This is a genomic window from Stenotrophomonas sp. YJH_SMC_80, assembly GCF_059372495.1.
Window position 1 is genome coordinate 80,356 of sequence record NZ_JCAFVP010000007.1, and the last position, 25,128, is coordinate 105,483.

The 25,128-nt window shown below is 67.0% G+C and carries 20 protein-coding genes and 1 riboswitch; of the genes, 12 read left to right on the forward strand and 8 right to left on the reverse strand.

Annotated elements, in window-relative coordinates; translation table 11 throughout:
* Positions 1-25 precede the first annotated feature (25 nt).
* The 3 genes from ftsA (at position 26) to lpxC (ending at position 3,769) form a co-directional block, all read left to right on the forward strand.
* Positions 26-1,261, forward strand: a complete 1,236-nt coding sequence (gene ftsA / locus AC5P99_RS13160; RefSeq protein WP_005408083.1) for a cell division protein FtsA — start codon at positions 26-28, stop codon at positions 1,259-1,261.
* A 168-nt stretch (positions 1,262-1,429) separates the two neighbouring features.
* The gene (ftsZ, locus tag AC5P99_RS13165; protein WP_005408084.1) at positions 1,430-2,665 is read left to right on the forward strand and encodes a cell division protein FtsZ; all 1,236 of its coding nucleotides are present in this window, start codon (positions 1,430-1,432) and stop codon (positions 2,663-2,665) included.
* A 192-nt stretch (positions 2,666-2,857) separates the two neighbouring features.
* Positions 2,858-3,769: a UDP-3-O-acyl-N-acetylglucosamine deacetylase gene (gene lpxC, locus AC5P99_RS13170; protein ID WP_005408085.1), complete on the forward strand. Its 912-nt coding sequence runs from the start codon at positions 2,858-2,860 to the stop codon at positions 3,767-3,769.
* 282 nt (positions 3,770-4,051) lie between these two features.
* Here the strand turns inward: lpxC and AC5P99_RS13175 are convergent, their stop codons facing one another.
* Positions 4,052-4,501: a DciA family protein gene (locus tag AC5P99_RS13175; RefSeq protein ID WP_005408086.1), complete on the reverse strand. Its 450-nt coding sequence runs from the start codon at positions 4,499-4,501 to the stop codon at positions 4,052-4,054.
* Between the two features lie 12 nt (positions 4,502-4,513).
* Here AC5P99_RS13175 and AC5P99_RS13180 point away from each other — a divergent pair, with 12 nt between their 5' ends.
* The 3 genes from AC5P99_RS13180 to AC5P99_RS13190 all read left to right on the forward strand — a co-directional run bounded on the left by AC5P99_RS13180 (position 4,514) and on the right by AC5P99_RS13190 (position 9,540).
* Positions 4,514-5,470: a M23 family metallopeptidase gene (locus AC5P99_RS13180; RefSeq protein ID WP_005408087.1), complete on the forward strand. Its 957-nt coding sequence runs from the start codon at positions 4,514-4,516 to the stop codon at positions 5,468-5,470.
* 278 nt (positions 5,471-5,748) lie between these two features.
* Entirely contained in the window at positions 5,749-8,481 is a 2,733-nt protein-coding gene (gene secA / locus AC5P99_RS13185) for a preprotein translocase subunit SecA (protein WP_005408088.1), read from the forward strand.
* A gap of 102 nt (positions 8,482-8,583) precedes the next feature.
* Entirely contained in the window at positions 8,584-9,540 is a 957-nt protein-coding gene (locus tag AC5P99_RS13190) for a Nudix family hydrolase (RefSeq protein ID WP_322534330.1), read from the forward strand.
* A gap of 51 nt (positions 9,541-9,591) precedes the next feature.
* Here AC5P99_RS13190 and AC5P99_RS13195 read toward each other — a convergent pair whose 3' ends face one another.
* Positions 9,592-10,176 (reverse strand): DUF4124 domain-containing protein, encoded by a 585-nt coding sequence (locus AC5P99_RS13195; RefSeq protein ID WP_049451417.1) that lies wholly within the window; start codon positions 10,174-10,176, stop codon positions 9,592-9,594.
* Between the two features lie 40 nt (positions 10,177-10,216).
* Positions 10,217-11,044, reverse strand: coding sequence for a methylenetetrahydrofolate reductase [NAD(P)H] (gene metF, locus AC5P99_RS13200; RefSeq protein ID WP_012479162.1), 828 nt, complete (start codon positions 11,042-11,044; stop codon positions 10,217-10,219).
* 203 nt (positions 11,045-11,247) lie between these two features.
* Here metF and AC5P99_RS13205 point away from each other — a divergent pair, with 203 nt between their 5' ends.
* Genes AC5P99_RS13205 through AC5P99_RS13215 form a run of 3 tightly spaced genes read left to right on the forward strand, consistent with a single transcriptional unit; the run spans position 11,248 to position 13,973 of the window.
* On the forward strand, positions 11,248-12,174 hold the full coding sequence (locus AC5P99_RS13205) for an alpha/beta fold hydrolase (RefSeq protein WP_099605838.1): 927 nt from the start codon (positions 11,248-11,250) through the stop codon (positions 12,172-12,174).
* A 24-nt stretch (positions 12,175-12,198) separates the two neighbouring features.
* Positions 12,199-13,245: a sensor histidine kinase gene (locus AC5P99_RS13210; RefSeq protein ID WP_099605852.1), complete on the forward strand. Its 1,047-nt coding sequence runs from the start codon at positions 12,199-12,201 to the stop codon at positions 13,243-13,245.
* Positions 13,242-13,973, forward strand: a complete 732-nt coding sequence (locus tag AC5P99_RS13215; protein WP_005408094.1) for a LytR/AlgR family response regulator transcription factor — start codon at positions 13,242-13,244, stop codon at positions 13,971-13,973. Before AC5P99_RS13210 ends, AC5P99_RS13215 begins: the two co-directional genes overlap by 4 nt.
* Positions 13,974-13,979: 6 nt before the next feature.
* Here AC5P99_RS13215 and AC5P99_RS13220 read toward each other — a convergent pair whose 3' ends face one another.
* Positions 13,980-15,497 carry an amidohydrolase family protein gene (locus tag AC5P99_RS13220; RefSeq protein WP_164221720.1) on the reverse strand — a complete coding sequence of 506 codons (1,518 nt, stop codon included), beginning with the start codon at positions 15,495-15,497 and terminating at the stop codon, positions 13,980-13,982.
* Positions 15,498-15,634: 137 nt separating this feature from the next.
* On the opposite strand from AC5P99_RS13220, the gene AC5P99_RS13225 reads away from it, so the two are divergent.
* Entirely contained in the window at positions 15,635-16,192 is a 558-nt protein-coding gene (locus tag AC5P99_RS13225) for a DUF3228 family protein (RefSeq protein WP_107379122.1), read from the forward strand.
* A 75-nt stretch (positions 16,193-16,267) separates the two neighbouring features.
* Here AC5P99_RS13225 and AC5P99_RS13230 read toward each other — a convergent pair whose 3' ends face one another.
* The 3 genes from AC5P99_RS13230 to ahcY form a co-directional block, all read right to left on the reverse strand.
* The gene (locus tag AC5P99_RS13230; protein WP_033834447.1) at positions 16,268-16,753 is read right to left on the reverse strand and encodes a hypothetical protein; all 486 of its coding nucleotides are present in this window, start codon (positions 16,751-16,753) and stop codon (positions 16,268-16,270) included.
* The gene (gene ybaK / locus AC5P99_RS13235; RefSeq protein WP_164221718.1) at positions 16,753-17,226 is read right to left on the reverse strand and encodes a Cys-tRNA(Pro) deacylase; all 474 of its coding nucleotides are present in this window, start codon (positions 17,224-17,226) and stop codon (positions 16,753-16,755) included. Before ybaK ends, AC5P99_RS13230 begins: the two co-directional genes overlap by 1 nt.
* Positions 17,227-17,425: 199 nt before the next feature.
* Positions 17,426-18,871 (reverse strand): adenosylhomocysteinase, encoded by a 1,446-nt coding sequence (gene ahcY / locus AC5P99_RS13240; RefSeq protein ID WP_004154241.1) that lies wholly within the window; start codon positions 18,869-18,871, stop codon positions 17,426-17,428.
* 36 nt (positions 18,872-18,907) lie between these two features.
* Positions 18,908-18,991: riboswitch (S-adenosyl-L-homocysteine riboswitch) on the reverse strand.
* A 120-nt stretch (positions 18,992-19,111) separates the two neighbouring features.
* On the opposite strand from ahcY, the gene AC5P99_RS13245 reads away from it, so the two are divergent.
* Both AC5P99_RS13245 and ppc read left to right on the forward strand, forming a co-directional pair.
* Positions 19,112-21,628 (forward strand): S9 family peptidase, encoded by a 2,517-nt coding sequence (locus AC5P99_RS13245; protein ID WP_329753366.1) that lies wholly within the window; start codon positions 19,112-19,114, stop codon positions 21,626-21,628.
* Positions 21,629-21,798: 170 nt separating this feature from the next.
* A complete protein-coding gene (gene ppc / locus AC5P99_RS13250; RefSeq protein ID WP_329753854.1) occupies positions 21,799-24,510 on the forward strand; it encodes a phosphoenolpyruvate carboxylase in 2,712 nt (903 codons plus the stop codon).
* Between the two features lie 87 nt (positions 24,511-24,597).
* On the opposite strand, the gene AC5P99_RS13255 is transcribed toward ppc, so the two are convergent.
* Positions 24,598-25,104 carry an acyl-CoA thioesterase gene (locus AC5P99_RS13255; RefSeq protein WP_005412266.1) on the reverse strand — a complete coding sequence of 169 codons (507 nt, stop codon included), beginning with the start codon at positions 25,102-25,104 and terminating at the stop codon, positions 24,598-24,600.
* Positions 25,105-25,128 lie beyond the last annotated feature (24 nt).

Consider the following 25,128-nt stretch of genomic DNA (forward strand, 5'->3'; position numbering starts at 1 on the left):
CGGCCAGAAGCACGCAGGAAAGGACATGAATCGCAAGGGTGACAAATCGCTGATCGTTGGCCTGGACATCGGCACCTCCAAGGTGGTGGCGCTGGTGGGCGAGTATTCGCCGGGCAACCCGATCGAAGTGATCGGCATCGGCTCGCACGAGTCGCGCGGTTTGAAGCGCGGCGTGGTGGTGGACATCGAATCGACCGTGCAGTCGATCCAGCGCGCGGTGGAAGAAGCCGAGCTGATGGCCGGCTGCGAGATCCGCTCGGTGTACGCCTCGATCTCCGGCAACCACGTGCAGTGCAAGAACTCGCCGGGCATCGTGCCGATCCGCGACGGGGAAGTGACCTGGGGCGACCTGGATCGCGTGCTCGATGCGGCCAAGGCGGTGGCGATTCCGGCCGACCAGAAGATCCTGCACGCGATCCCGCGCGAGTACGTGCTGGACGATTCGCAGGAAGGCATCCGCAATCCGGTCGGCATGACCGGCGTGCGCCTGGAGGTGCATGCGCACCTGGTGGTGTGCGCACAGTCGGCCGCGGCCAACATCAGCAAGTGCGTGCAGCGCTGCGGCCTGCAGGTGGACGACCTGGTGCTGTCCTCGCTGGCCTCCAGCGTTGCGGTGCTGACCGCCGACGAACGCGAGCTGGGCGTGGTGCTGGTCGACATGGGCGCCGGCACCACCGACATCGCGGTGTTCGTGCAGGGCGCGATCTGCCACACGGCTTCGCTGCCGATCGCCGGCGACCACGTCACCAATGACATCGCGCACATGCTGCGCACGCCCACCCCGGAAGCCGAGCAGATCAAGGTGCGCTACGCCTGCGCCCTGGCCCAGCTGGCCACCGCCGAGGAAAGCATCCAGGTGCCGTCGGTGGGCGACCGTCCGCCGCGCCGCATGCCGCGCCATTCGCTGGCGCAGGCGGTGCAGGGCCGTTACGAGGAAATCTTCGAGATGGTGCAGGCCGAACTGCGCCGGTCCGGCTTCGAGGAACTGGTGCGCGCCGGCATGGTGCTGACCGGTGGTGCCTCGAAGATGGAAGGCGTGGTCGAGCTGGCCGAGGAAATGCTGCAGATGCCGGTGCGCGTGGGCATCCCGCAGCACGTTACCGGCCTGGGCGAAGTGGTGGGCAACCCGGTGCATGCCACCGGCGTGGGCCTGCTGCTGATGGGCAGCCAGATCGAGCACCCGCGGCGGCCGTCGCTGCCGACCGGGCGCGCCGGAAGCATGTTCAAGAAACTCAAGACCTGGTTCCGCGGCGAGTTCTGACGCGGAACCCGTAACACCGGGGTCACCCGGCGCAGCACCTGCAGTACCCGCATCACAACGCAGCAACGCAATACACAACCCACACAGCCGCAACGGCAACATGACACGCGAAGGCAGGAGGCCCGACCGTCCATGCCACCGACAAGCGGATACAACGAGGACACGGACATGGCGCATTTTGAACTGATCGAAAAGATGGCACCCAATGCGGTGATCAAGGTGGTTGGCGTGGGCGGCGGCGGCGGCAATGCCGTGGCGCACATGGTCAACTCGGCGGTGGACGGCGTGGAATTCATCACCGCCAACACCGACTCGCAGGCCATCAAGAATTGCGGTGCCAAGCTGCAGCTGCAGCTGGGTACCAACGTGACCAAGGGCCTGGGCGCAGGCGCGAACCCGGAAGTCGGCCGCCAGGCCGCGCTGGAAGACCGTGAGCGCATCATGGACGCCCTGCAGGGCGCGGACATGGTGTTCATCACCGCCGGCATGGGCGGCGGCACCGGTACCGGCGCTGCACCGGTGGTGGCGCAGCTGGCCAAGGAAATGGGCATCCTGACCGTGGCCGTGGTCACCAAGCCGTTCCCGTTCGAAGGCCGTCGCCGCATGCAGGTGGCGCTGAAGGGCATCGAGGAACTGAGCCAGCACTGCGACTCGCTGATCACCATCCCGAACGAGAAGCTGATCACCGTGCTGGGCCGCAATGCGACCATGATCCAGGCATTCCGCGCCGCCAACGACGTGCTGCAGGGCGCCGTGCAGGGCATCGCCGACCTGATCGTGCGTCCGGGCCTGATCAACGTCGACTTCGCCGACGTGCGCACCGTCATGTCCGAAATGGGCCTGGCGATGATGGGTACCGGCACCGCCCGTGGCGATGACCGCGCCCAGGCCGCTGCCGAATCGGCCATCCAGAACCCGCTGCTGGACGACGTGAACCTGGCCGGTGCCAACGGCATCCTGGTCAACATCACCGCCGGTGCGGACTTCACCATGGCCGAGTTCGACGAGATCGGCCGCACCATCGACGGCTTCGCTTCGGAAGACGCCACCGTGGTGGTCGGCACCGTGCTCGACCCGGACATGCAGGACGAAGTGCGCGTGACCGTGGTTGCCACCGGCCTGAACCGCGTGTCGGCCAGCAAGGCCCAGCGTCCGGGCGAGCGCGCGCCGATCAAGCTGGTCCGCAACGCCACCACCGGCCAGCCGGAGTTCGGCGACTTCGACAACGGCGGCGACGCCGTGTCCAAGGCCGTCGGCGGCATGGGCCTGGGCCTGCGTCGCGCCAGCAGCGATACCGCGGCGGCTTCGGCCCCGTCGGCGCCGTCCTCTTCGGCCCCGGCCGCGGCAGAACTTCCGAACGATTACCTGGACATCCCGGCGTTCCTGCGCCGCCAGGCGGACTGAGCGGGCCGGCCCGGGGTTGTCCTCCCCGGGTTGCGCCACCATGTCCTGAAAACGCGGGCGCCGGGCCAGGATGGGCCCGGCCGCCCTGCTTCATGTGCGTCCCATTGGCGCGCCGGTGTGTCCTGCCTGCCTTTCAGCCGGGGTAGGGGACCGTGCGTGTTAATCTAATGTGTCACTTCCGGTCCATCCCCCATGATCCAGCAACGCACCCTCAAGAACACGATCCGCGCCACCGGCGTTGGCCTGCACAGCGGCGACAAGGTCTACATGACCCTGCGCCCGGCACCGGTCAACCATGGCATCGTGTTCCGCCGCGTGGACCTGGACCCGGTGGTGGAAGTGCCGGCCAAGGCCGAGCTGGTCACCGAAGTGACCCTTTGCACCGGCCTGACCTGCAACGACGCCAAGATCCAGACCGTCGAACACCTGATGTCGGCGCTGGCCGGCCTGGGCGTGGACAACATCATTGTCGAACTGTCCTCGGCCGAGCTGCCGATCATGGACGGTTCGGCCGGCCCGTTCGTGTTCCTGCTGCAGTCGGCGGGCATCGTGGAACAGGATGCGCCCAAGCGCTTCATCCGCGTGCTGAAGACCGTGGAAGTGACCGAGGGCGACAAGGTGGCCCGCTTCAGCCCGTACGAGGGCTACAAGCTGGGCTTCACCATCCAGTTCGACCACCCGATGATTCCGGCCAAGCAGTCGCGCCAGGAAATCGAGTTCTCGACGCTGGCCTACACCAAGGAAATCTCCCGCGCGCGCACCTTCGGCTTCATGCGCGACCTGGAATACATGCGCGAGCGCAACCTGGGCCTGGGCGGTTCGATGGACAACGCCATCGTGCTGGACGAGTTCCGCGTGCTCAACGAAGACGGCCTGCGCTATGCCGACGAATTCGTGCGCCACAAGATCCTCGATGCGATCGGCGACCTCTACCTGGCCGGTGGCCAGGTGCTGGGTGCCTACGAAGGCTTCAAGTCCGGTCACGCCCTCAATAACAAGCTGGTGCGGGCGCTGATGGCCGACGCCACTGCTTGGGAATGGGTCAGTTTCGACTCGCCGGCGACGCCGGATCCGGTGGAATATGCCACTCCGGCCTACGCTTGATTTCTGTAGGCTGTTGAATTAAAAGACAAAAGCGCCGCCTTCCAGGGCGGCGTTGTCGTTTCAGGCGTGTTCGGCGCATTCAGCATGCTTGACACGCGTCAAGGCCGGTTCGAGGTCACGGTTTTGTGAACCTGTTGGATCGGAAGCCTGAATTTAACGCAGTTTTAACAACAATCTAACGACAGGCCCCCGGATGGCAGCTAGGATGCGACCCGGCCCCCGAAATGTTTCACGCCGTGGTGACACGCGCGACGGGGAGCGGAGCCGGATGCTCCGTTGTCGTCAGGACCGCTTCTTCGGCTTCGAAGGAACGTCCTGCAGGCAAGCCAAGGCGTCGCGTAGCCCTTTGTGCGTGGCGGCTGAAACTGCGTGGGGTCCATTCCGGTTGTCGAGCGCTGGGGAGCGCGTGGGAGTGGGAGACGCAGTCTTGATGGTCACCCTGGTGGCCTTCAGCCCGATGGAACGGGCCGCGTCGAGCAACTGGGCTTCGGCAAGCCGCAACTTGGCATGCCAGACCGGGGACTCGACGAGAAAAACGAGGTGTTCCCCGTCCACATTGGCCAGCCGGCAACGGCTGCGCAGAGGTGGCGGCAACTGGGGGCGCAACTGACGGTCCAGCGCGTCGAGCCACAAGGCACGCCGCAGCGGGTTCCCGCTTTTGTCCGCCATCACCGCATCCAGCGCCGGCTTCGGCACTGACGCGGGGCGAACGCTGGATTTCGGCTCAGACATGAAAACTCACTGATGGCATTCAAAAAGATCGTAATCAAAACGCGTGAAGGACAGGCCAAGTCGTCGCCGATCGCGCGTTTGCGGTTCTATTTCGAGGACCGCCCCCGCGCCCTGCTGGGCAGCGTGCTCGGGGTAGGCTGCATTATCGGCCTTGCTGGCGGCATTGGCGCCAGCGCGCTGAATGATTCCCGGCTGCAGGCCAAGGTCGAGCGCCAGGATGCGGAACTGGCCAAGGTCAAGCGCGATGCGCAGACCCAGGTCAACGCGCTGGCGGCACGCCTCGGCGAGCTGCAGGCGCAGGCTACCCGCCTGAACGCCCTTGGCGAACGGCTGACCCAGATGGGCAAGCTGGAAGACGGCGAGTTCGACTTCAACGAGACCCCTGGCCTCGGTGACGGCGATGCCGGCGGCCCGACCAGCGACATCCCGGTCAAGGACGTCAACGCCGACTTACAGGTGCTGGAGCAGCGTTTCGCTGCTTCAGGCCGCCAGTTGTCGGTGATGGAATCGCTGATGTTCGACCACCAGCTGCAGCAGAACGCCGTGCCGTCGCGCATGCCGATCCGCAACAGCTACGTGACCTCCGGCTTCGGCACCCGTGCCGACCCGTTCGGCCGCGGTGCCGCCACCCACAAGGGCATGGACTTCCACGCCAAGGTCGGCGACCCGGTGATGGCCGTGGCCGAAGGCGTGGTCAGCTTCGCCGGCGTGAAGGGCGGCTACGGCAACGTGGTCGATGTCGACCACGGTAATGGCTACGTCACCCGCTACGCGCACAATTCGCGCCTGGTGGTGAAGGCCGGTGACCTGGTCCGTGCCGGGCAGGAAGTGGCCAAGGCCGGTTCCACCGGCCGTTCGACCGGCGCCCACGTGCACTTCGAGGTGTGGGAGAACGGCAACGTGGTCAACCCGCGCAAGTTCCTCGGCGACGGCGGCAACACGCCGGTCGGCCGCATCAGCCGCGGCTGATGCCCGGGTCGGATCCCTTCCGCGCCGCGGGAGGGCTTTGACCCGATGCGGTTGATCTGGTAGTGCCGGCCGCTGGCCGGCAACCTCATGATCTTCGGCAGCATCGCGGGTCACCGGCCAGCGGCCGGCACTACCCCTCGGGGTTGAAACCTCAGCCGCCCGTCCCAAGCTACAATGGGTGTTGCCATCGACAGGGCGCCAGGCGCCCTGTTTCGTTTGCGGCGGACGGATCCCAAGGGGGAGGCCGGGCGTCGTGTCCATCCAACCCGGTTCCTTCAATGATCAACAGCCTGCTTACCCGCGTATTTGGCAGTCGTAACGAACGACAGCTGCGCCAGCTCAACCGCATCGTCGCCAAGATCAATGCGCTGGAGCCGGAGATCGAGAAGCTTTCCGACGAGCAGCTTCAGGCCAAGACGCCGGAGTTCAAGCAGCGCATCGCTGACGGTGAAGCCCTGGACAAGGTGCTGCCGGAAGCCTTCGCGGTCTGCCGCGAAGCCGGCCGCCGCGTGCTGGGCATGCGCCACTACGACGTGCAGCTGATCGGCGGCATGGTGCTTCACCTGGGCAAGATCGCAGAAATGCGCACCGGTGAAGGCAAGACCCTGGTGGCGACCCTGCCGGTGTACCTCAACGCGCTGGAAGGCAAGGGCGTGCACGTGGTCACCGTGAACGACTACCTGGCCCGCCGCGACGCCGCGCAGATGGGCAAGCTGTACAACTGGCTGGGCCTGAGCGTGGGCGTGGTCTACCCGGGCATGCCGCACAGCGACAAGCGCGAAGCCTACGCCGCCGACATCACCTACGGCACCAACAACGAATTCGGCTTCGACTACCTGCGCGACAACATGGCGCTGTCCAAGGCCGACCGCTACCAGCGCGGCCTGCACTACGCCATCGTCGACGAAGTCGACTCCATCCTGATCGACGAAGCGCGTACCCCGCTGATCATCTCCGGCCCGGCCGACGATTCCCCGGAGCTGTACATCCGTGTCAACCGCGTCGTGCCGCACCTGGTCAAGCAGGAAGCGGAAGACGGCGAGGGCGACTTCTGGGTCGACGAGAAGGGCAAGCAGGTGCACCTGTCCGAAGCGGGCATGGAGCACGCCGAGCAGCTGCTGGTGGAAGCCGGCATCCTCAACGGCGAAACCGAAGGCCTGTACGCGGCGCAGAACCTGACCGTGGTCCACCATCTCAACGCCGCCCTGCGCGCGCACGCGATCTACCAGCGTGACGTTGACTACATCGTGCGCGACGGCGAAGTGGTCATCGTCGACGAGTTCACCGGCCGTACCCTGGCCGGCCGCCGCTGGTCCGATGGCCTGCACCAGGCGGTGGAAGCGAAGGAAGGCGTGCCGGTCCAGCGCGAGAACCAGACGCTGGCGAGCATCACCTTCCAGAACCTGTTCCGCATGTACAAGAAGCTGTCCGGCATGACCGGCACGGCCGATACCGAAGCCTTCGAGTTCCAGAGCATCTACGGCCTGGAAGTGGTGGTGATCCCGACCAACCGCCCGACCATCCGCAAGGACAGCCCGGACCAGGTGTTCCTCAACCGCAAGGGCAAGTTCAATGCGGTGCTGGCCGACATCGAAGAGTGCGCCAAGCGCGGCCAGCCGGTGCTGGTCGGTACCACCTCGATTGAAACTTCGGAAATGCTGTCCGAGCACCTGAGCAAGGCCGGTGTGAAGCACGAAGTGCTCAATGCCAAGCAGCACGACCGCGAAGCGACCATCGTCGCCAACGCCGGCCGTCCGGGCGCGGTGACCATCGCCACCAACATGGCCGGCCGTGGTACCGACATCGTGCTGGGCGGTTCGCTGGAAGCAGAGCTCCACGCGCTGGGCGAGGACGCGACCGACGAGCAGAAGGCCGCAGTCAAGGCCGACTGGCAGAAGCGCCACGAGGCAGTGAAGGCGGCGGGCGGCCTGCACATCGTCGGCACCGAGCGCCATGAGTCGCGCCGTATCGACAACCAGTTGCGTGGCCGTTCGGGCCGCCAGGGTGACCCGGGTTCGTCCCGCTTCTACCTGTCGCTGGAAGACAATCTGATGCGCATCTTCGCCTCCGACTGGGTGCAGAAGGCCATGCGCATGATGGGCATGAAGGAAGACGACGTCATCGAAGACCGCCTGGTCAGCCGCCAGATCGAGAAGGCGCAGCGCAAGGTCGAGGCCCACAACTTCGACATCCGCAAGAACCTGCTGGACTTCGACGACGTCAACAACGACCAGCGCAAGGTGATCTACGCCCAGCGCGACGAACTGCTGGACGCCGAGTCGGTGAAGGACAACGTCGACGGCATCCGCGACGATGTGATCTTCGACGTGGTGGCCCGCTTCGTGCCGCCGAACTCGATCGACGAGCAGTGGGACCTGCGTGGCCTGGAAGCGACCCTGGAGTCGGACTTCGGCCTGCAGATGTCGCTGACCGACCTGGTCAAGGAACACGAGGAGCTGGACGCCGAGGCGATTGCCGCCAAGGTGCAGGAACGCGTCAACCAGCACTTCGCCGAGAAGGAAGCCGGCGTGGGCGAAGAAACCATGCGCGCGCTGGAGAAGCACGTGATGCTGACCGTGCTGGACCAGAGCTGGAAGGAGCACCTGGCGCGCATGGATTACCTGCGCCAGGGCATCTACCTGCGTGGTTACGCGCAGAAGCAGCCCAAGCAGGAATACAAGAAGGAAGCCTTCGAGCTGTTCTCGGACATGCTGGAAAACGTCAAGCGCGAAGTGGTGACCCTGCTGTCGCGCGTGCGCATCCGCAGCGACGAGGAAGTGCAGGCGCTGGAAGCGGCCGAACGCCAGCAGGCCGAAGCCCGCCTGAGCCAGTCGCAGTTCCAGCACCAGGACGTGGGCGGTTACAGCGCCGACGAGGAAGCCGCGCAGGTGCAGGCTGCCCAGCAGGGCGTGGCGCAGATGCAGCGCGACGAGCCGAAGATCGGCCGCAACGATCCGTGCCCGTGCGGCAGTGGCAAGAAGTACAAGCACTGCCACGGCCAGCTGAGCTGATGCCGAAGAGCCCCGCGAAAGCGGGGCTTTTCGTTTGTGGCAGGGGAGTTGCAGCGCATCCGTGATTGCGCCGGCCGCCCTGTTCTGGGCATGCTTCCCCCCATGCCTTCCCCCACCCGATCGATCCATGTCGTGGCCGCCGTCATCACCGACGCCCGTGGCCGCGTGCTGCTCAACCGCCGTACCGAGAACCGCGACATGGCCGGCCTGTGGGAGTTTCCCGGCGGCAAACGCGAATCCGGCGAGAACTCCGAACAGGCGCTGGTGCGCGAGCTGCGCGAGGAACTGGGCATCGAGGCCGATGTCGGCGAGTGGCTGATGGATGTGCCGCAGCGCTATCCGGACAAGCACCTGACCCTGGAGGTGCGCCACGTGCGCAGCTGGAAGGGGACACCGCGTGGGCGGGAGGGCCAGGCAATCACCTGGGTGGCGCCGGACAAGCTGGGCCGCTATTCAATGCCACCGGCCGACCTGCCGGTGGTGGCTGCCCTGCGCCAGCCCGACAGCTACCTGATCACCCCGGCGCCGGCCGATGATGAGGGCGGCGTGCAGCATTGGCATGAACAGCTGCAGCGCGTGGTGGCCGCGGGCCAGCAGCGCATCCAGCTGCGGTTGCCGACGGCGCATCCGCAGCGGCAGGCGATGGTCGAACAGGCCGTGCGCGCGCATCGTCGCAGTGGGGTGCAGTGGCTGCTCAATCGCGATATCGAACTGGCGCGTGCGTTGGGCGTGGGCGTACACCTGGGCAGCGAGCAGTTGCAGGAACTGTCGCAGCGTCCACTTCCCGAAGGCCAGCTGGTGGCCGCATCCTGCCACGACCTGCAGCAGCTGCAGGCCGCACAGCAGCTGGGCTGCGACTTCGCCGTGCTGGGCCCGGTGCAGGCCACGGCCAGCCATCCGGACGCGGTACCGCTGGGCTGGGATGCCTTCGCCGAGCTGCGCGCGCAGGTGTCACTGCCGATCTATGCGCTGGGCGGCGTGGGTCGCGGTCACATCGCCGAAGCGCGTCGCCATGGCGGGCAAGGCATTGCCGCCATTCGCGGGCTGTGGCCGGAGTGAGCCGGCATGCGGGGTCAGATCCCTGCGCAGCAGGGCTCTGACCCCTCCCGATCACAGCGTGATCCAGAAACACCCGTACTGCCGCCGCAATCCCAGCACCGTCGAGGCGCGCGCCACGCTGCCCGGCAACGTCTGCTCCAGGCGCAGGCCGACCGGATGGCGCACGGCCGGCGGCTCAGGGTCGGACCCCTGCGCAGCAGGGCTCTGACCCTCCTCCGGCTCTGCGACCTGGTCCTGCCACGGATACACCGGCACCACGTCCACCAGCGGCCGCCGCGCCAACGATTCCAGTTGGCCGAGAATGCGCTGCGCGCCCGCGTCGGACACCGAGCCCCACAGGTACAGTGAAGACAGCCGATTGACGTCGTTGCTGAGGATGCCGTTGCGCAATGCGTCCACGAGCTCGCTCAGCCGGCGCGGGCAACGTGCACCCAGCGTGTCGCGCGCTGCGGTATTGCCGGTGGGGGAGGGCGGCGGCAGCCGTGACCGTGCACCCACGCTGTCGCAGGGCCGGTCGGTATACACGCTCTGGCCCTGCGCATCGGTGCAGCGGTTCAGGCGCGTGGACTGTGCGTGGGCGACGCTCGACAGCACGCATAGCGGCAGCAGCAACAGCAGGAAGGAAAGCCGGATCATCCTCGCAGGGTAGCGCCGATCCGGTCCGCATGGCGTGCTTTCAGCCCCGTAGCAGTTTCAGCACCGAGGTGGTCGGCTTGGCCAGGTTCAAGGTGTAGAAGTGCAGGCCGGGCGCGCCGCCTTCGATCAGGCGCTGGCACAGCCGGGCCACCACTTCCGTGCCGAATGCACGTACCGACTCGGCGTCATCGCCGTAGGCCTGCATCTTGCGGCCGATCCAGCGCGGTATTTCCGCGCCGCACTGCTCGGAGAAGCGGCGCAGCTGGCTGAAGTTGGCGATCGGCATGATGCCGGGCGTGATCGGCACCTGCACGCCGAGCCGGCGCACTTCATCGACGAAGTGGAAGTAGGCATCCGGGTTGAAGAAGTACTGGGTGATCGCCGCATCGGCACCGGCATCGATCTTGGCCTTGAAGTGCTTCAGGTCAGCCAGCGCATCGGTCGCCTGCGGATGCGTTTCCGGATACGCGCCCACTTCGATGTGGAACGCATCGCCATGCTCGGTGCGGATGAAGTCGATCAGCTCGGCGGCGTAGCGCATGTCGCCGGGGAAGCCCATGCCCGAGGGAAGGTCACCGCGCAGCGCGACCAGGCGACGGCAGCCGATGGCGCGGTACAGCTTGAGCAGTTCGCGGATCTCCTGGCGGGTGCCGCCCACGCACGACAGGTGCGGCGCGGCATCGAAGCCATGGTGCTGGTTGAGGTGGCGCACGGTCTCGGAGGTGTAGCTCAGGGTCGAGCCACCGGCGCCGAAGGTACACGACACGTATTCGGGGGCGTAGTCCTTCAGCTTGGCCGCAGCACGGTCCAGCTGGCTGCGCTGTTCGTCGGTCTTGGGCGGATAGAACTCGAAGCTGATGGCGGTCATGGCGCGGATGGCGGCGGTCGGTGCGAAGCAGTATATCTCTTCATCAAGATGGATTCTTGAAGATTGCGTGAGAGCCCGCCGTCCCCGGCCCGCGACCGTTCGCCCCGCCGTGCGGCCGCTGCTCCGAAATCGCAACCGGGGTGCCTCCGCCAGGCCCACGCTGCTCCCATCCCGGCACCACCCACCCAATGAAGGAGCAGACGATGAAGATCTTCCTGGCACTCTGGTACGCAATGAAGGCCCTGGCCCGGCTGGCGATGATCGGCATGGCGATGGCCGTGCTCGGTTCCGGCTCGGCGCATGCGGCGGCCGCCACCGGCACCGGCAAGGTGCAGGTCGAGGTGGTCGGCAAGGGCCGTCCACTGCTGATGATCCCCGGTCTTAACAGCAGCGCCGAGGTCTGGCGCGAGACCTGCCTGGCGCTGAAGGACGTGCAGTGCCATCTGGTGCAGCTGCCGGGCTTTGCCGGCGCTGCGCCCGCCGACCCGCGCCCGGCCGAATTCCTGCCGGCCATGCGCGGGCAGCTGCTGGCCTACCTGCATGACCAACAGCTGGGCCCGGTGGTGGTGATCGGCCACAGTCTTGGCGGCCTGCTGGGGCTGCAGATGGCGCAGGCCGAGCCGAAGGCAGTCAGTGCGCTGGTGGTGGTCGACGCATTGCCGTTCCTGCCGGCCGCGCGTGACCCGAACGCCACCTCAGACAGCGTGCGGCCAATGGCTGACCAGCTGCGCAAGGGCATGCTCGCCGCCGATGCCGCGCAGTGGCAGGCGCAGCTGAAGGCCGGCCTGCCGGGCATGACCCGCGATCCGCAGCGGCAGGCCGAGCTGGGGCGCTGGGGCGAAGCCAGCGACCGCCAGACCACCGCTGACGCCATGCATGCGGTAATGACCACCGACCTGCGTGACAGCATCGCCTCGATCACCGCACCGACGCTGGTGCTGGGCAGCTGGGCCGGCTACCAGCCGATGGGCGGCACCGAGGACAGCACGCGCGCGGTGTTCCAGGCGCAGTACGCGAAACTGCAGGGCGTGCAGATCGCGATGAGCGCGCAGGGTTTCCACTTCCTGATGTGGGATGATCCGCGCTGGCTGCGCGGTCAGGTGCAGGCCTTCCTCGACCACCACCACTGAGTTTCAACACGCCTCGGAATGGACATGCCGGATTCCTCCTCGACGGTACGCTTCTGGCTGCTCAATGCGCTGGTGTGGGCGCTCTATGGTGTTGCCGGAATCGGCCTGCGCCAGGCCTATTTCAGCGATGCCGGAAGCGCAGGCGTGTTGATCACGCTGGGCCTGGCGTTGGCCCTGTTCGGGTGCAGCGGTGCCATCCGCGCGCTGGCGCTGCGTGCCGACTGGTGGGCGCGCGGCACGGCCGGGCTGTTGCTGCGGCTGGCGCTGTCGGTGGCATTGGGCGCGGCAGTGGCGCAGCTGCTGGTGAACATCGCGCTGCGCTCGGCGCTGGCCTGGAACTGGGTGAGCCTGGGGCGGCAGACAGCCGACTTCAGCCCCAAGGCGCTGCTGCTCTACTGGTACACCACTGCGGTGATGCTGGCCCTGTGGGCAGCGCTCTGGGCAGGCCTGCACAGCCTGCGCCGGATACGCAGTGCGGAACTGGCGCGCCTGCGTGCCGAGGCCGAGCGCAGCGCGCTGGAGCGCGATGCACTGCGTGCACGGCTCAACCCGCATTTCATGTTCAATGCGCTGAACAACCTGCGTGCGCTGATCCTGGAAGACCCGGAGCGTGCGCGCGACATGGTCACCCGCCTGTCGCGCACGCTGCGCCAGGCGCTGGCACACAACCGCAGCGAGCAGGTCACCCTGGCCGAGGAACTGGTGGTCGTGGACGACTACCTGGCCATCGAGGCAGTCCACTTCGAACAGCGCCTGCAGGTAAGCCAGCACATTGATGCCGATGCCCTGCAGGCACAGCTGCCGGCGATGGCGCTGCAGTTGCTGGTGGAGAACGCGATCAAGCATGGCATCGCCAGCCGCCCGGGCGGCGGTGAGATGCAGATCCGCGCCACGCTGGACAATGATGTGCTGCGTCTGCAGGTCGACAATCCGCTGGGCGGCGTCAGCGAACCCGCCCACGGCCATGGCGTCGGCCTTGCCTACCTGCGTGCGCAGCTCGGCACGCAGGGTCGTTTCACCCTGCAGCCGGTCGGCGACCGCATGCAGGCCCTGCTGGAGATTCCGCAATGAGTGGCGTGCTGCGTGTGTTGATCGTTGATGATGCACGGCTGGCGCGGCAGGAGCTGCGCACGCTGTTGTCGGCGCTGCCGTGGGTGCAGTGCGTGGGCGAAGCAGACGATGTGCCCGCTGCACGCGAGGCGATCGCCACACTGGCGCCGGACCTGGTGCTGCTGGATGTGCAGATGCCCTCCGGCAGCGGCTTCGATGTGCTGGATGGGCTGGAGACGGTGCCGGCGGTGGTCTTCGTTACTGCCTACGACACCTACGCGGTGCGCGCCTTCCAGGCCAATGCGCTGGACTATCTGGTAAAGCCCGTCGAGGCGCCGCGCTTGCTGGAAGCGTTGCAGCGGGCGCGCCAGCGCGAGGTGGTGGCGGGCGAAACGCCGGAGCCGCGCAGCACGCTGGGCGCGCAGGACCAGGTGTTCGTGCGCGAGGGCGAACGCTGCTGGTTCGTCGCGGTCTCGGAGATCCGTCGGCTGGTGGTGGATGGCAACTACACACGGCTATGGTTCCGCGACCAGAACGCCCTGCTGACCCGCAGCCTGAGCGCGCTGGAAGCACGCCTGCCGCCGGAGTTGTTCTTCCGTGCCAACCGCAACACGCTGGTCAACCTGCGCCGCATCCGAGGCGTGACGCCCAGCATCGCTGATGGCTACGACCTGGCGCTGGACGACGGCAGCGAGGTGGAGGTATCGCGGCGGCAGGCACGTGAACTGCGCGAGCGGATGGCGTTGTAGCTGCCGCTACAGCTCGGCACTGACCGGGCTGGTGATGAATCCCCACAGCAGGCGTGCCATCACTGCGGGCGAGCGTGCCTGCCTGCGCGCATAAGTCTGTAGCGCATCCAGCCGCGGGCGGTCATAGAGGTGGCCGGCCAGCAGCACGGCATGCACGCGGCGGGTATTGGCGATGTCGTGCAGCGGGTTGCCATCAAGCAGCACCAGGTCTGCGGCTTTGCCGACCTCGACGCTTCCATGCGATGCCTGCCGTTGCAGATGACGTGCGGCCTGCAGCGTAGCTGCGCGCAGCACGTCGGCCTGGCTCAGGCCGGCCTGTCGCAGCCACTGCAGTTCATCGTGGTAGCGGAAGCCGCCCAATCCGGTATCGGTGCCGACCAGCACGGTGACGCCGGCACGATGGGCCGCACCGGTGAGAGCCAGGCCATGCTCGAAGTAGGTCTTCAGTGCGTCTTGGCCGCGTCGGCCGGGATAGCGCGCTGCGGTGGCCTGCAGGTCATCACGCCACGCCCAGCGTGAAAGCGGGTCCAGATAGGCCAGGCGCGGATCGTCGACGAAGGCGGGGTCGCTTGCGCGTGCATCTTCTTCGCGGGTGACATGGGTCGGTACGAACGCGGCACCGCTGGCCTGCATCAAAGCGAACGCCTTGTTGCAGAGCGTGGGCTGATAGCTGGCAACCATGCGTTCGGCCAATACGATCGGGTCTTCGCCGTCGAGCGTGCCACCGCGCCATGCCGCCGCGTTGTCGAAGCAGTGGCGCACGAACAGATGGGCGTGCTCGAAGCTGCGCTGGCCCGCCTGCACCGCGTCGTCCAGAGGCACCGCCTTGGGCAGGTGGCCGACCAACGGACGGCGCAGCTGCTGCGCCTCGGTGGCCAGCCGCTGATAGGTGTCCGCACGCAGCCGGTTGTAGACCTTCAACGCGTCGACCCCGCGCGCGCTGTACGTCCGTGCACGCGCAGCGGCGGCCTCCGGCGTGAGTGACGGATCTTCGAAGTAGAAACTGGCGATCTGTACGAAGCGCGGTGCAACCTGCTGCCCGGCAATGGCCTGTGCGGTCCAGCGGCGCTTGTCGGCCACGCAGGCGATCAGCGGATCGGTGGTCTGCGGGCAGTCCATCATGTCGCGGGTGCCGGTGATGCCGTTGGCCAGCATCAGCGGGAACTGCAGCTGCGGCGACAATTGCAGTGCATGGGTGTGCATGTCCCAGAAACCGGGCAGCAGCCAGCGGCCGCCGGCGTCGAGCACGGGAAGCCGCGCGTCCTGCGGATCTTCCCCAATGGCAGTGATGGTGCCGTGGCGCACTGTCACGGTGGTGGGTTCGCTGACCTGGCCGCGCGCCACGTCCACCACCCGCGCGTTGACGATCACGCGGCTGTTGCCCGGCTCGGGCAACGGCGGAGCCGACAGCGGCCAGAGCAGAGCGGCGGCGAACAGCAATGGCGGCGCCAGCAGGAGGATGACCAGTACAATCGGCCACTGCCGACGGTGGGCGGAACGGGGCAATGCGCATGCTGCATCCATGAGCCGGCGATCCTTGTAGTGGGTCGCCCGCAGGGTGCTGCAAGCGGGACGCTGGCGCCAGTGACCATCGGCATCCGGCCCTGTCTGCCTCCAGGGCGGCTACCCTGTGCAGCAGAACTCCTGATCACACCCGCGCCATGTCCATCGTTCTCACCGATTTCGCCCGTCCCCGCCTGTTCCCGCGCGTGCCGCGTGGCAACACCATCCAGGACTGCACTGCCGAGCAGTTCGAGGCACACCTCAATGCGCATGCGCCGCTGAAGGTGCTGGATGGCTACGCGCCGTTCTGCAAGCTGTTCGTCTACGAGAACTGGACCAGCACGCGCTGCCTGACCGTACCGATCACCGAGGCCAACCGCCACCTGCTGCGCAGTGGTTACGAAGCGCGCAACCGCGAGGAACTACCGGTGCTGGTGCGCTGGTTCGAGGGCGTGGAATCACCGCGTGCGAGCTACCTGGTGGTGATCCTGTACAGCGCCGAGCAGCTGGCCAGGGAAGGCTCGCCGATCGAGGCCGACTGGGGCATCGTCGGCTGCATCTACACCGCCGAACCGGAAGAGGTACCGATGGCACCGATCACGATGATGCGCAATGCGCTGGGCGTGGACGAGGGCGGATCCGGCGTGCCGCTGGACCGCGAAGCCTACCGGCGTTCCGTCGAGTTCTGGGAGAACAACGCGAACTGGCGGCCGTGAGCAACATTTGTCATCCACGCATCGCGTGAATGTGCGGACCGCAGTAGAGCCACGCCATGCGTGGCCGCTTGGCCTTCAGGCAGCTTTCCATTCCCACCACGGGTAATGGTACTCGCGGTCGATGGCCTGCCAATGCTGGCCGCATTGCGTGCAGGCAACGGTGTGGCAGTCGCCCCAGCAGCCCTCAGCCTCTTCCACCGAGAGCAGCTGCATCTGTCCTTGTTCAATCAGGCGACGGGGATCGAAGAACGGGTAGCCGGGGTTGAGCGCGCACAGGCAACCCTCGCGTGCACGCCAGTAACGCAGCCGACGCAGGGCGGCCTTCAGATACGCCTGGTTGCTGATCAGCATGCCGCCAAGCGCGATGCCCTGGCAGCGTTGTTCGATCAGATCCACATGTGCGCTCAACGCGTCCAACGATGAGGCACTGAACAGTCGTGCGACGACGCGGGCGGCATCGGTGATGCGCGTTGCGTCGCGCGACAACAGGTCCTGCAGCAGCACATCGGCCTGTGCATCGTCGAGCCGGGGTATCGGCGCTGCAGACCACGGCCAGCGCATCAGCGTGACTTGCCGATGGCGGCGCAGTGGCCGGCGGTGAGGCGCAGCAGATCGGTGGGTGCCAGTTCCACTTCCAGACCGCGGCGACCGGCGCTGACATGCAGCGCGGGCAGCGCTTCGGCACTGGCGTCCAGGAAGGTGCGCAGGCGCTTCTTCTGCCCGAGCGGGCTGATGCCACCCACCAGGTAACCGGTTGCGCGCTGCGCGGCGTCAGCAGCAGCCATCTCGCACTTCTTGCAGCCGGCGGCTTCGGCCAGTGCCTTCAGGTCCAGCTGGCCGGCCACCGGCACGATCGCCACCAGCAGTTCGTGTGTCTCGGTGCTGGCCAGCAGGGTCTTGAACACCTGGGCCGGATCGAGGCCGAGCTTGTCCACGGCTTCGCCGCCATAGGATTCGGCGTGGGCGTCGTGCACGTAGCTGCGCACGGTGTGGGCGATCTTCTCGCGCTTGAGCAGGTTGATGGCCGGGGTCATGGCTGCATCGTAGCGCGCGCTGGGCGCGTTGCCTTGACCGAAGCTACTGCCGGAGCATCCACGCATGGCGTGGATCTACCAGTGGGGACTGGATGCGGGGTGTACGACCACGCGCAAACGCAGAACGGACGCCCGAAGGCGCCCGTTCCGTGTGTTGCATGCACCGGTGGTGCCGGCCGCTGCCGGCACCCCGCAGGCATCAGTAGCGGTAGTGGTCCGGCTTGAACGGGCCTTCCACCGGCACGCCGATGTAGTCGGCCTGTTCCTGGCTCAGGGTGGTCAGCTTCACGCCGATCTTTTCCAGGTGCAGGCGGGCCACTTCCTCGTCCAGCTTCTTCGGCAGCAGGTAGACCTTCTTCTCGTAGCTGTCCTTGTTCGCCCACAGGTCGATCTGTGCCAGGGTCTGGTTGGCGAAGCTGTTGGACATCACGAAGCTCGGGTGGCCGGTGGCGCAGCCCAGGTTCACCAGGCGGCCTTCGGCCAGCAGGAAGATCGCGTTGCCGTTCGGGAAGATGTACTTGTCCACCTGCGGCTTGATGTTGACGTGCTTGATGCCGGCGAACGACACCAGCGCATCGACCTGGATCTCGTTGTCGAAGTGGCCGATGTTGCAGACGATGGCCTGGTCCTTCATCGCGCTCAGGTGCTCGATGCGGATGATGTCCTTGTTGCCGGTGGTGGTGACGTACAGGTCGGCACGGCCCAGGGTCGATTCGATGGTGTTGACTTCATAGCCTTCCATCGCCGCCTGCAGGGCGCAGATCGGGTCGATCTCGGTGACGATCACGCGCGCGCCGTAGGCACGCAGCGAGGCCGCGCAGCCCTTGCCGACGTCGCCGTAACCGCAGACCACGGCCACCTTGCCGGCCAGCATCACGTCCATCGCGCGCTTCAGGCCGTCGGCCAGCGACTCGCGGCAGCCGTACAGGTTGTCGAACTTGCTCTTGGTGACCGAGTCGTTGACGTTGATCGCCGGGATCAGCAGGGTGCCGGCCTGGGCCAGCTGGTACAGGCGGTGCACGCCGGTGGTGGTCTCTTCGGAGACGCCCTTCCAGTCCTTGACCACGCGGCCCCAGTAACCCGGGCGTTCCTTGGCGACGCGCTTGAGCAGGTTCTTGATGACCTGTTCTTCGTGCGAGGAGGAGGCGGTGTTGACCCAGTCGCTGCCGTTTTCCAGCTCGTAGCCCTTGTGGATCAGCAGGGTCACGTCACCGCCGTCGTCCACCACCAGCTCCGGGCCGGTCAGGGTGCCATCGGCCAGGGTGAAGGTCAGCGCGTCCAGGGTGCAGTCCCAGTACTCTTCCAGGGTCTCGCCCTTCCAGGCAAACACCGGGGTGCCGGTGGCCGCAATGGCGGCAGCGGCGTGGTCCTGGGTCGAGAAGATGTTGCACGAGGCCCAGCGCACGTCGGCGCCGATGTCCTTCAGGGTCTCGATCAGCACCGCGGTCTGGATGGTCATGTGCAGCGAGCCGGTCACGCGCACGCCCTTCAGCGGCAGCTCGGCCTGGTACTTGCGGCGGATCGACATCAGGCCCGGCATTTCGTGCTCGGCGATGTCCAGTTCCTTGCGGCCCCAGTCGGCCAGCGTGATATCGCGGATCTTGTAGTCACCTTCGGTGGAGAAGGTCTTGGCAACAGCGTTCATTCGTGTGCTCCGGTTGTGGACGAGCGGGTGCTCGCATCTAGCCGGGCGCCGTTGTTACAAAGCCACCTTACCGAGCCTGGCCGGGCCTCGTGGGATCCGGTCGCAGCGCCCCTCGGCAGGGGAGAACCCCCATTATATCGCGGCCCCGGCATGACATCGGCATGACCCAACCATCGGCAGATGGGGCCGCGTGCACGGCCTGTTAAGGTCGGTGTTTTCACGCATCACACAGGTGGAACGATGAGCATGCACGCGCGCCGCACACGGCGCTGGACCGGCCTGGTCCTGTCGATGGGGCTGCTGGCGGTGGCCCCGCTGGCTTGGGCGGCCGCCTCGCAGCCAGCTCCGGCGCAGGCGCAGGGCGTCAATGGCTACGAACTGCCATCGGCCGCACTGCAGGCAGTGGTCGACGCCCCGCGCGCGCCGTCGTTGTTCCTGTCGCCGCGCCGCGACGTGGCCGCGATGATGCAGATGCCGTCGCTGCCTTCGATCCAGGTGGTGGCGCAGCCGGAACTGAAGCTGGCTGGCCTGCGCATCAACCCGCGCACGTTCTCCGACAGCCGCTTCAGCTTCGGCGAGAAGCTGTGGCTGATGAACGTGGCCGACGGCAAGGAGCGGCAGATCAGCGGCCTGCCGGCCAAGCTGTCGATCGCCAGTGTGATGTGGTCGCCGGACCAGAAGTGGCTTGCCTTCAACCAGGTCGACGCTGCCAGTGGCGCCAATGAACTGTGGCTGGTGGACGTGGCCGGCGGCAGCGCCCGCCGCTTGGTTGCCGGCCTGAACACGGTGATCGGCAGCGGCTACCAGTGGTTGCCGGACAGCCGCGGCCTGGTGGTGTTCACGCGCCCGGCCAACCTCGGTGCGGCCCCGGTCGCCGATGGCATTCCGACCGGCCCGGCCGTGCAGCAGACCAGCCAGGGCGGCGGCGTGGTGTCGATCCGTACCTACCAGGACCTGCTGAAGAACGAGGCCGACGCACGCCAGTTCGACTACTACGCCACTACCCAGCCAATGGAAGTCGGCCTGGATGGCAGCACCCGCGCGATCGGCGCGGCCGGCATCTTCATGGGCTTCTCGGTGTCGCCGGATGGCCGCTTCGTGCTGCGCCAGCCGGTGCAGCGCCCGTACTCCTACGTGGTGCCGGTGAGCAGTTTCCCGCGCCGCATCGAAGTGATCGACCGTGCCAGCGGCAAGCTGGTGCACACCGTCGCCGTTCGCTCGCTGGTGGAAGGGCTGCCGACCGGCAACGATGCCGAAGTGACCGGCGTGCGCGACATCCGCTGGCGCGGTGATGCCGACGCCACTCTGGTCTGGGCCGAAGCGCAGGACGGCGGCGACCCGAGCAGGGAGGCCAAGGTGCGCGATGCGGTGCTGATGCAGGCCGCGCCGTTCGACAAACCGCCAGTCACCCTGGCCCAGCTTGGCAGCCGTCTGGCCGGCATCAGCTGGGGCCGCGGTGACCTGGCCCTGCTGACCGAATCGTGGTGGAAGACCCGCAGGACCAAGACCTGGCTGATCGCCCCGGACAACGCCGGTGCCGAGCCGCGCCTGCTGTGGGATCGTGACGCGCAGGACCGCTATGCCGATCCGGGCCGGCCGCTGCTGGCCAGTGACGAGCGGGGCCGTTCGCTGCTGCAGACCAGCCCCGATGGCAGCAGCCTGTACCTGGCCGGTGCCGGTGCTTCGCCGGAAGGCGACCGTCCGTTCGTGGACCGCTTCGACATCGCCACGGGCAAGGCAACGCGCCTGTTCCACTCGCAGGCGCCGAGCTATTCGCTGCCGGTGGCGTTGCTGGACGACCAGGCCAGCTCGCTGCTGCTGAGCCGCGAGAGCCCGGATGAGCCGGCCAACTTCTACGTGCAGTCGCTGGCCGATGCCGGTGCTGCACCGCGCGCGCTGACCCATTTCGCGCACCCGCTGCCGCAGTTGAAGGGCATGCAGAAGGAGCAGATCCGCTACAAGCGCAAGGATGGGGTCGACCTGACCGCGACCCTGCTGCTGCCGCCGGGCTACGACCCCAAGCGGGACGGCCCGCGGCCGCTGCTGATGTGGGCCTACCCGGGTGAGTTCAAGAGCGCGGCTGCGGCCAGCCAGGTGACCGATTCGCCGTACCGCTTCAACGCGGTCAGCTACTGGGGCCCGCAGGCGTTCCTGGCCAAGGGCTATGTGGTGCTGGCCAGCCCGTCGATGCCGATCATCGGTGAGGGCGACAAGGAGCCGAACGACACCTACATCGAACAGCTGGTGGCCAACGCGCAGGCAGCGGTGGATGAGGTGGTGCGCCGTGGCGTGACCGATCGCGATCACATCGCCATCGGCGGCCATTCCTACGGTGCGTTCATGACCGCCAACCTGCTGGCACACACCCGCCTGTTCAAGGCCGGCATCGCCCGCAGCGGCGCCTACAACCGCACGCTCACCCCGTTCGGCTTCCAGGCCGAGGAACGCAACTACTGGCAGGCACAGGAGGTCTACCAGAAGATGGCGCCGTTCAACTACGCCGACAGGATCAAGGACCCGATCCTCTTCATCCACGGCGTGGACGACAACAACTCCGGCACCTTCCCGATGCAGAGCGAGCGCATGTTTGCTGCGGTGAAGGGTCTGGGTGGTACCGCGCGGCTGGTGATGCTGCCGAACGAATCGCACGCCTACCGCGCACGCGAATCGATCATGACCATGCTGGCCGAGAGCGAGCGCTGGCTGGAGCAGACCATCGGCCCGGCCGAGCAGGGCAAGGCGAAGAAGAAGCGCTGACCGGGCCTGGTAGTGCCGGCCGCTGGCCGGCAACCTCATGGACATGCAACCTGAGGTTGCCGGCCAGCGGCCGGCACTACCAGATGAAACCATTTTTGCATCGCAGCACGACGCCCGATCTGGGATAGGCTTGGGGCCTGGATCCGTTGACCGAGGCCTGTGCGTCGCCGATGAACGAGTACCGCAGCAGCATCGAGTTTGCTTCTCCCGATCTTCCGCTTCGCGATGATGTGCGCCGGCTTGGCGCACTGGTCGGCGACCTGCTGGTCGAACAGGTGTCGGCCGCGTTTCTTGATGACGTCGAGGACGTGCGTACCCGCGCCATCGCCCGTCGCGAAAACCAGGCGCCGCTGTCGGAGCTGGCCGATGGCCTGGCCGGGCGCACGCCGCAGCAGGCCGAGACCATGGTGCGGGCGTTCAGCACCTACTTCCAGGTGGTCAACATCGCCGAGCGCGTGCATCGCATCCGCCGTCGCCGTGACTATCAGCGCGCCGGTACCGCAGGTGCACAGCCTGATGGCCTGCAGGACGCGCTGCAGCACCTGAAGGCGCAGGGCGTGGGCCTGGACGAACTCGCGCAGTGGCTCCCGCGCATCGACATCGAACCGGTGTTCACCGCGCACCCTACCGAGGCGGTGCGCCGCGCGCTGCTGGAAAAAGAGCAGCTGATGGTGGCCAGCCTGGTCGACAACCTCGACGGCCAGCGCACGCCAGGTGAGGCCGCGGCCGACGCCGCGCGCTTCCGCATGGCGCTGACGGCCTCGTGGCAGACCACCGACTCCTCGCCGGTGCGGCCCACCGTGGATGACGAACGCGAGCACGTCGGTTTCTATCTGGTGCAGGTGCTGTACCGGGTGATCCCGGTGCTGTACGAATCGCTGCAGCAGGCGCTGCGCGATACCTACGGCGAAGAACTGCCGCTGCCGCGCCTGCTGCGTTTTGGCACCTGGGTGGGCGGCGACATGGACGGCAACCCGAACGTGGATGCCCACACCATCCGCAATACGCTGGATGCGCAGCGGCAGGCGGTGCTTGGGCGCTACCAGAAGGAACTGCTTCAGCTGGCCAGCCTGCTCAGCCAGTCCACCGAGCGGGTGGGCGTGAGCGAAGCGCTGCAGGCGCGCGTGGCGCACTACCAGCAGCTGCTGCCGCAGGTGCAGTCGCGCCCGCGTCATGCCGACATGCCGTACCGCCTGCTCAATGACCGCATGCGCGCACGCCTGCAGGCGACGCTGGATGATGGCAGGGGCGCCTACGCCGGCCCCGCCGAACTGATCGACGACCTGCAGCTGATCCTCGACAGCCTGCGCGCCAATCGCGGCGAACATGCAGGCGGCTTCGCCGTGCAGCGCCTGCTGTGGCGGGTGAAGACCTTCGGCTTCCATCTGGCGCGGTTGGATGTGCGCCAGGAATCGAGCGTGCATGCGCGCGCACTGGCTGCGGTGCTGGGCGGCGAAGAAAGCTGGCAGGCGCTGGATGCGCTGGGTCGTGCGCGCCTGCTGGGCCCGCATGCCAGCGGGGAAGACACGCTGCCCAATGGCGATGACGAGGGCAATCAGCGGCTGGATGCGGTGTTCGCTGCGCTGGCCGATGCGCGTGCGCGGCATGGCTGCGATGCGCTGGGCAGCTACATCATCTCGATGGCGCACGACCGCAGCGACGTGCTGGCGGTGCTGGCGCTGGCACGCCGTGGCGGCCTGGTGGAAGAGAACGGATCAGTACCGCTGGATATCGCACCGCTGTTCGAGACGGTGGATGATCTCAAGTGCGGCACCGCGACCCTGCGTGACCTGCTGGCCGACCCGATCTATCGCGCGCATCTGCAGGCACGCGACGACGTGCAGATGGTGATGCTGGGCTATTCGGACAGCAGCAAGGACGGTGGCATCGCCGCCTCGCGCTGGGGCCTGCAGCGCGCGCAGGTGGAACTACTGGAGGTGGCGGCCGAGGCCGGCATCCGGCTGACCTTCTTCCATGGCCGTGGCGGCTCCATCAGCCGTGGCGGTGGGAAGACCACGCACGCGGTGGATGCTTCACCGCGCGGCAGCATTGATGGCCGCCTGCGGGTGACCGAGCAGGGCGAGGTGATTCATCGCAAATACGGCATCCGCGCGCTGGCCCTGCGCTCGCTGGAACAGGCCACCGGCGCGGTGCTGCGCGCCAGCCTGCGCCCGCGTGCCGCCGAGCCGCGCGAGGATGAGTGGCGACCGGTGATGGATGCAGTGTCATCGGCCAGCAGCGAGGTGTATCGCGCGTTCGTTGGCCAGGCCGGCTTCATGGATTACTTCCGTACCGCCACGCCGATCGATGTGATCGAACGGATGACGCTGGGCTCGCGTCCGTCGCGCCGGCTCGGCCAGGACGCAGCACTGGGCAACCTGCGTGCGATTCCCTGGGTGTTCGCCTGGAGCCAGGCGCGTGCCGTCATTCCCGGCTGGTACGGCGTAGGCAGCGGCCTGCAGGCGGCGGTGGATGCTGGCCATGAAGAGACGCTGCGCGAAATGGCGCGTGACTGGCCGTTCTTCCGCACCTTCCTGGATGACATCGCGATGGTGCTGTCCAAGGGCGATATCACCATCGCCGAGCAGTTCTCGCTGTTGTCGGGCGGCCTGCACGACCGCTTCTTCCCGCAGGTGCAGCGCGAACTGGAACTCACCCGGCACTGGCTGCTGGCATTGATGGACCAGCAGACGCTGCTGGACCACGATGCGCGACTGGCGCTGTCGATCCGCCTGCGCAATCCCTATGTCGATCCGATCAGCGTGCTGCAGGTGGACCTGCTGCAGCGCTGGCGGGCCAGCGGACGCGAGGATGACGATCTGCTGCGCGCGCTGGTGGCCTGCGTGAACGGTGTTTCGCAGGGTGTGCAGAACACCGGGTGAGGTGTCGCGGTAGTGCCGGCCGCTGGCCGGCAACCTCATGATGTCTGGCGGCACGCACGAGGTTGCCGGCCAGCGGCCGGCACTACCTCATTCCTCCGGCGACGGCGGGTTCGACGCCAGCAGTTCCAGATGGCGCTGCTCCATTTCCTGGCGCAGCTGGCGGCGGATCAGCGCAGCCGCCTGGCGGCGCTTTTCGTCCGAGGTGACCGGCTGCAAGGGTGGCACCGGCGTCGGCCGGCCTTCCTCATCCACCGCCACCATGGTGAAGAAGCAGCTGTTGGCGTGGCGCACGCTGCGCTTGAGGATGTCCTCGGCCACCACCTTGATGCCGATCTCCATCGACGAGGTGCCCGTGTAGTTCACCGATGCCAGGAAGGTGACCAGCTCGCCCACCGCGATGGGCTGGCGGAACATCACCTGGTCCACCGACAGGGTGACTACGTAGCTGCCGGCGTAACGGCTGGCGCAGGCGTAGGCGACCTGGTCGAGCAGGCGCAGGATCGCACCACCGTGGACCTTGCCGGAGAAATTGGCCATTTCCGGCGACATCAGCACGGTCATGGACAGCTGGTGGGTTTTCAGTTCGGTCGACATGCGGCGGATTGTATCGGCAACCGC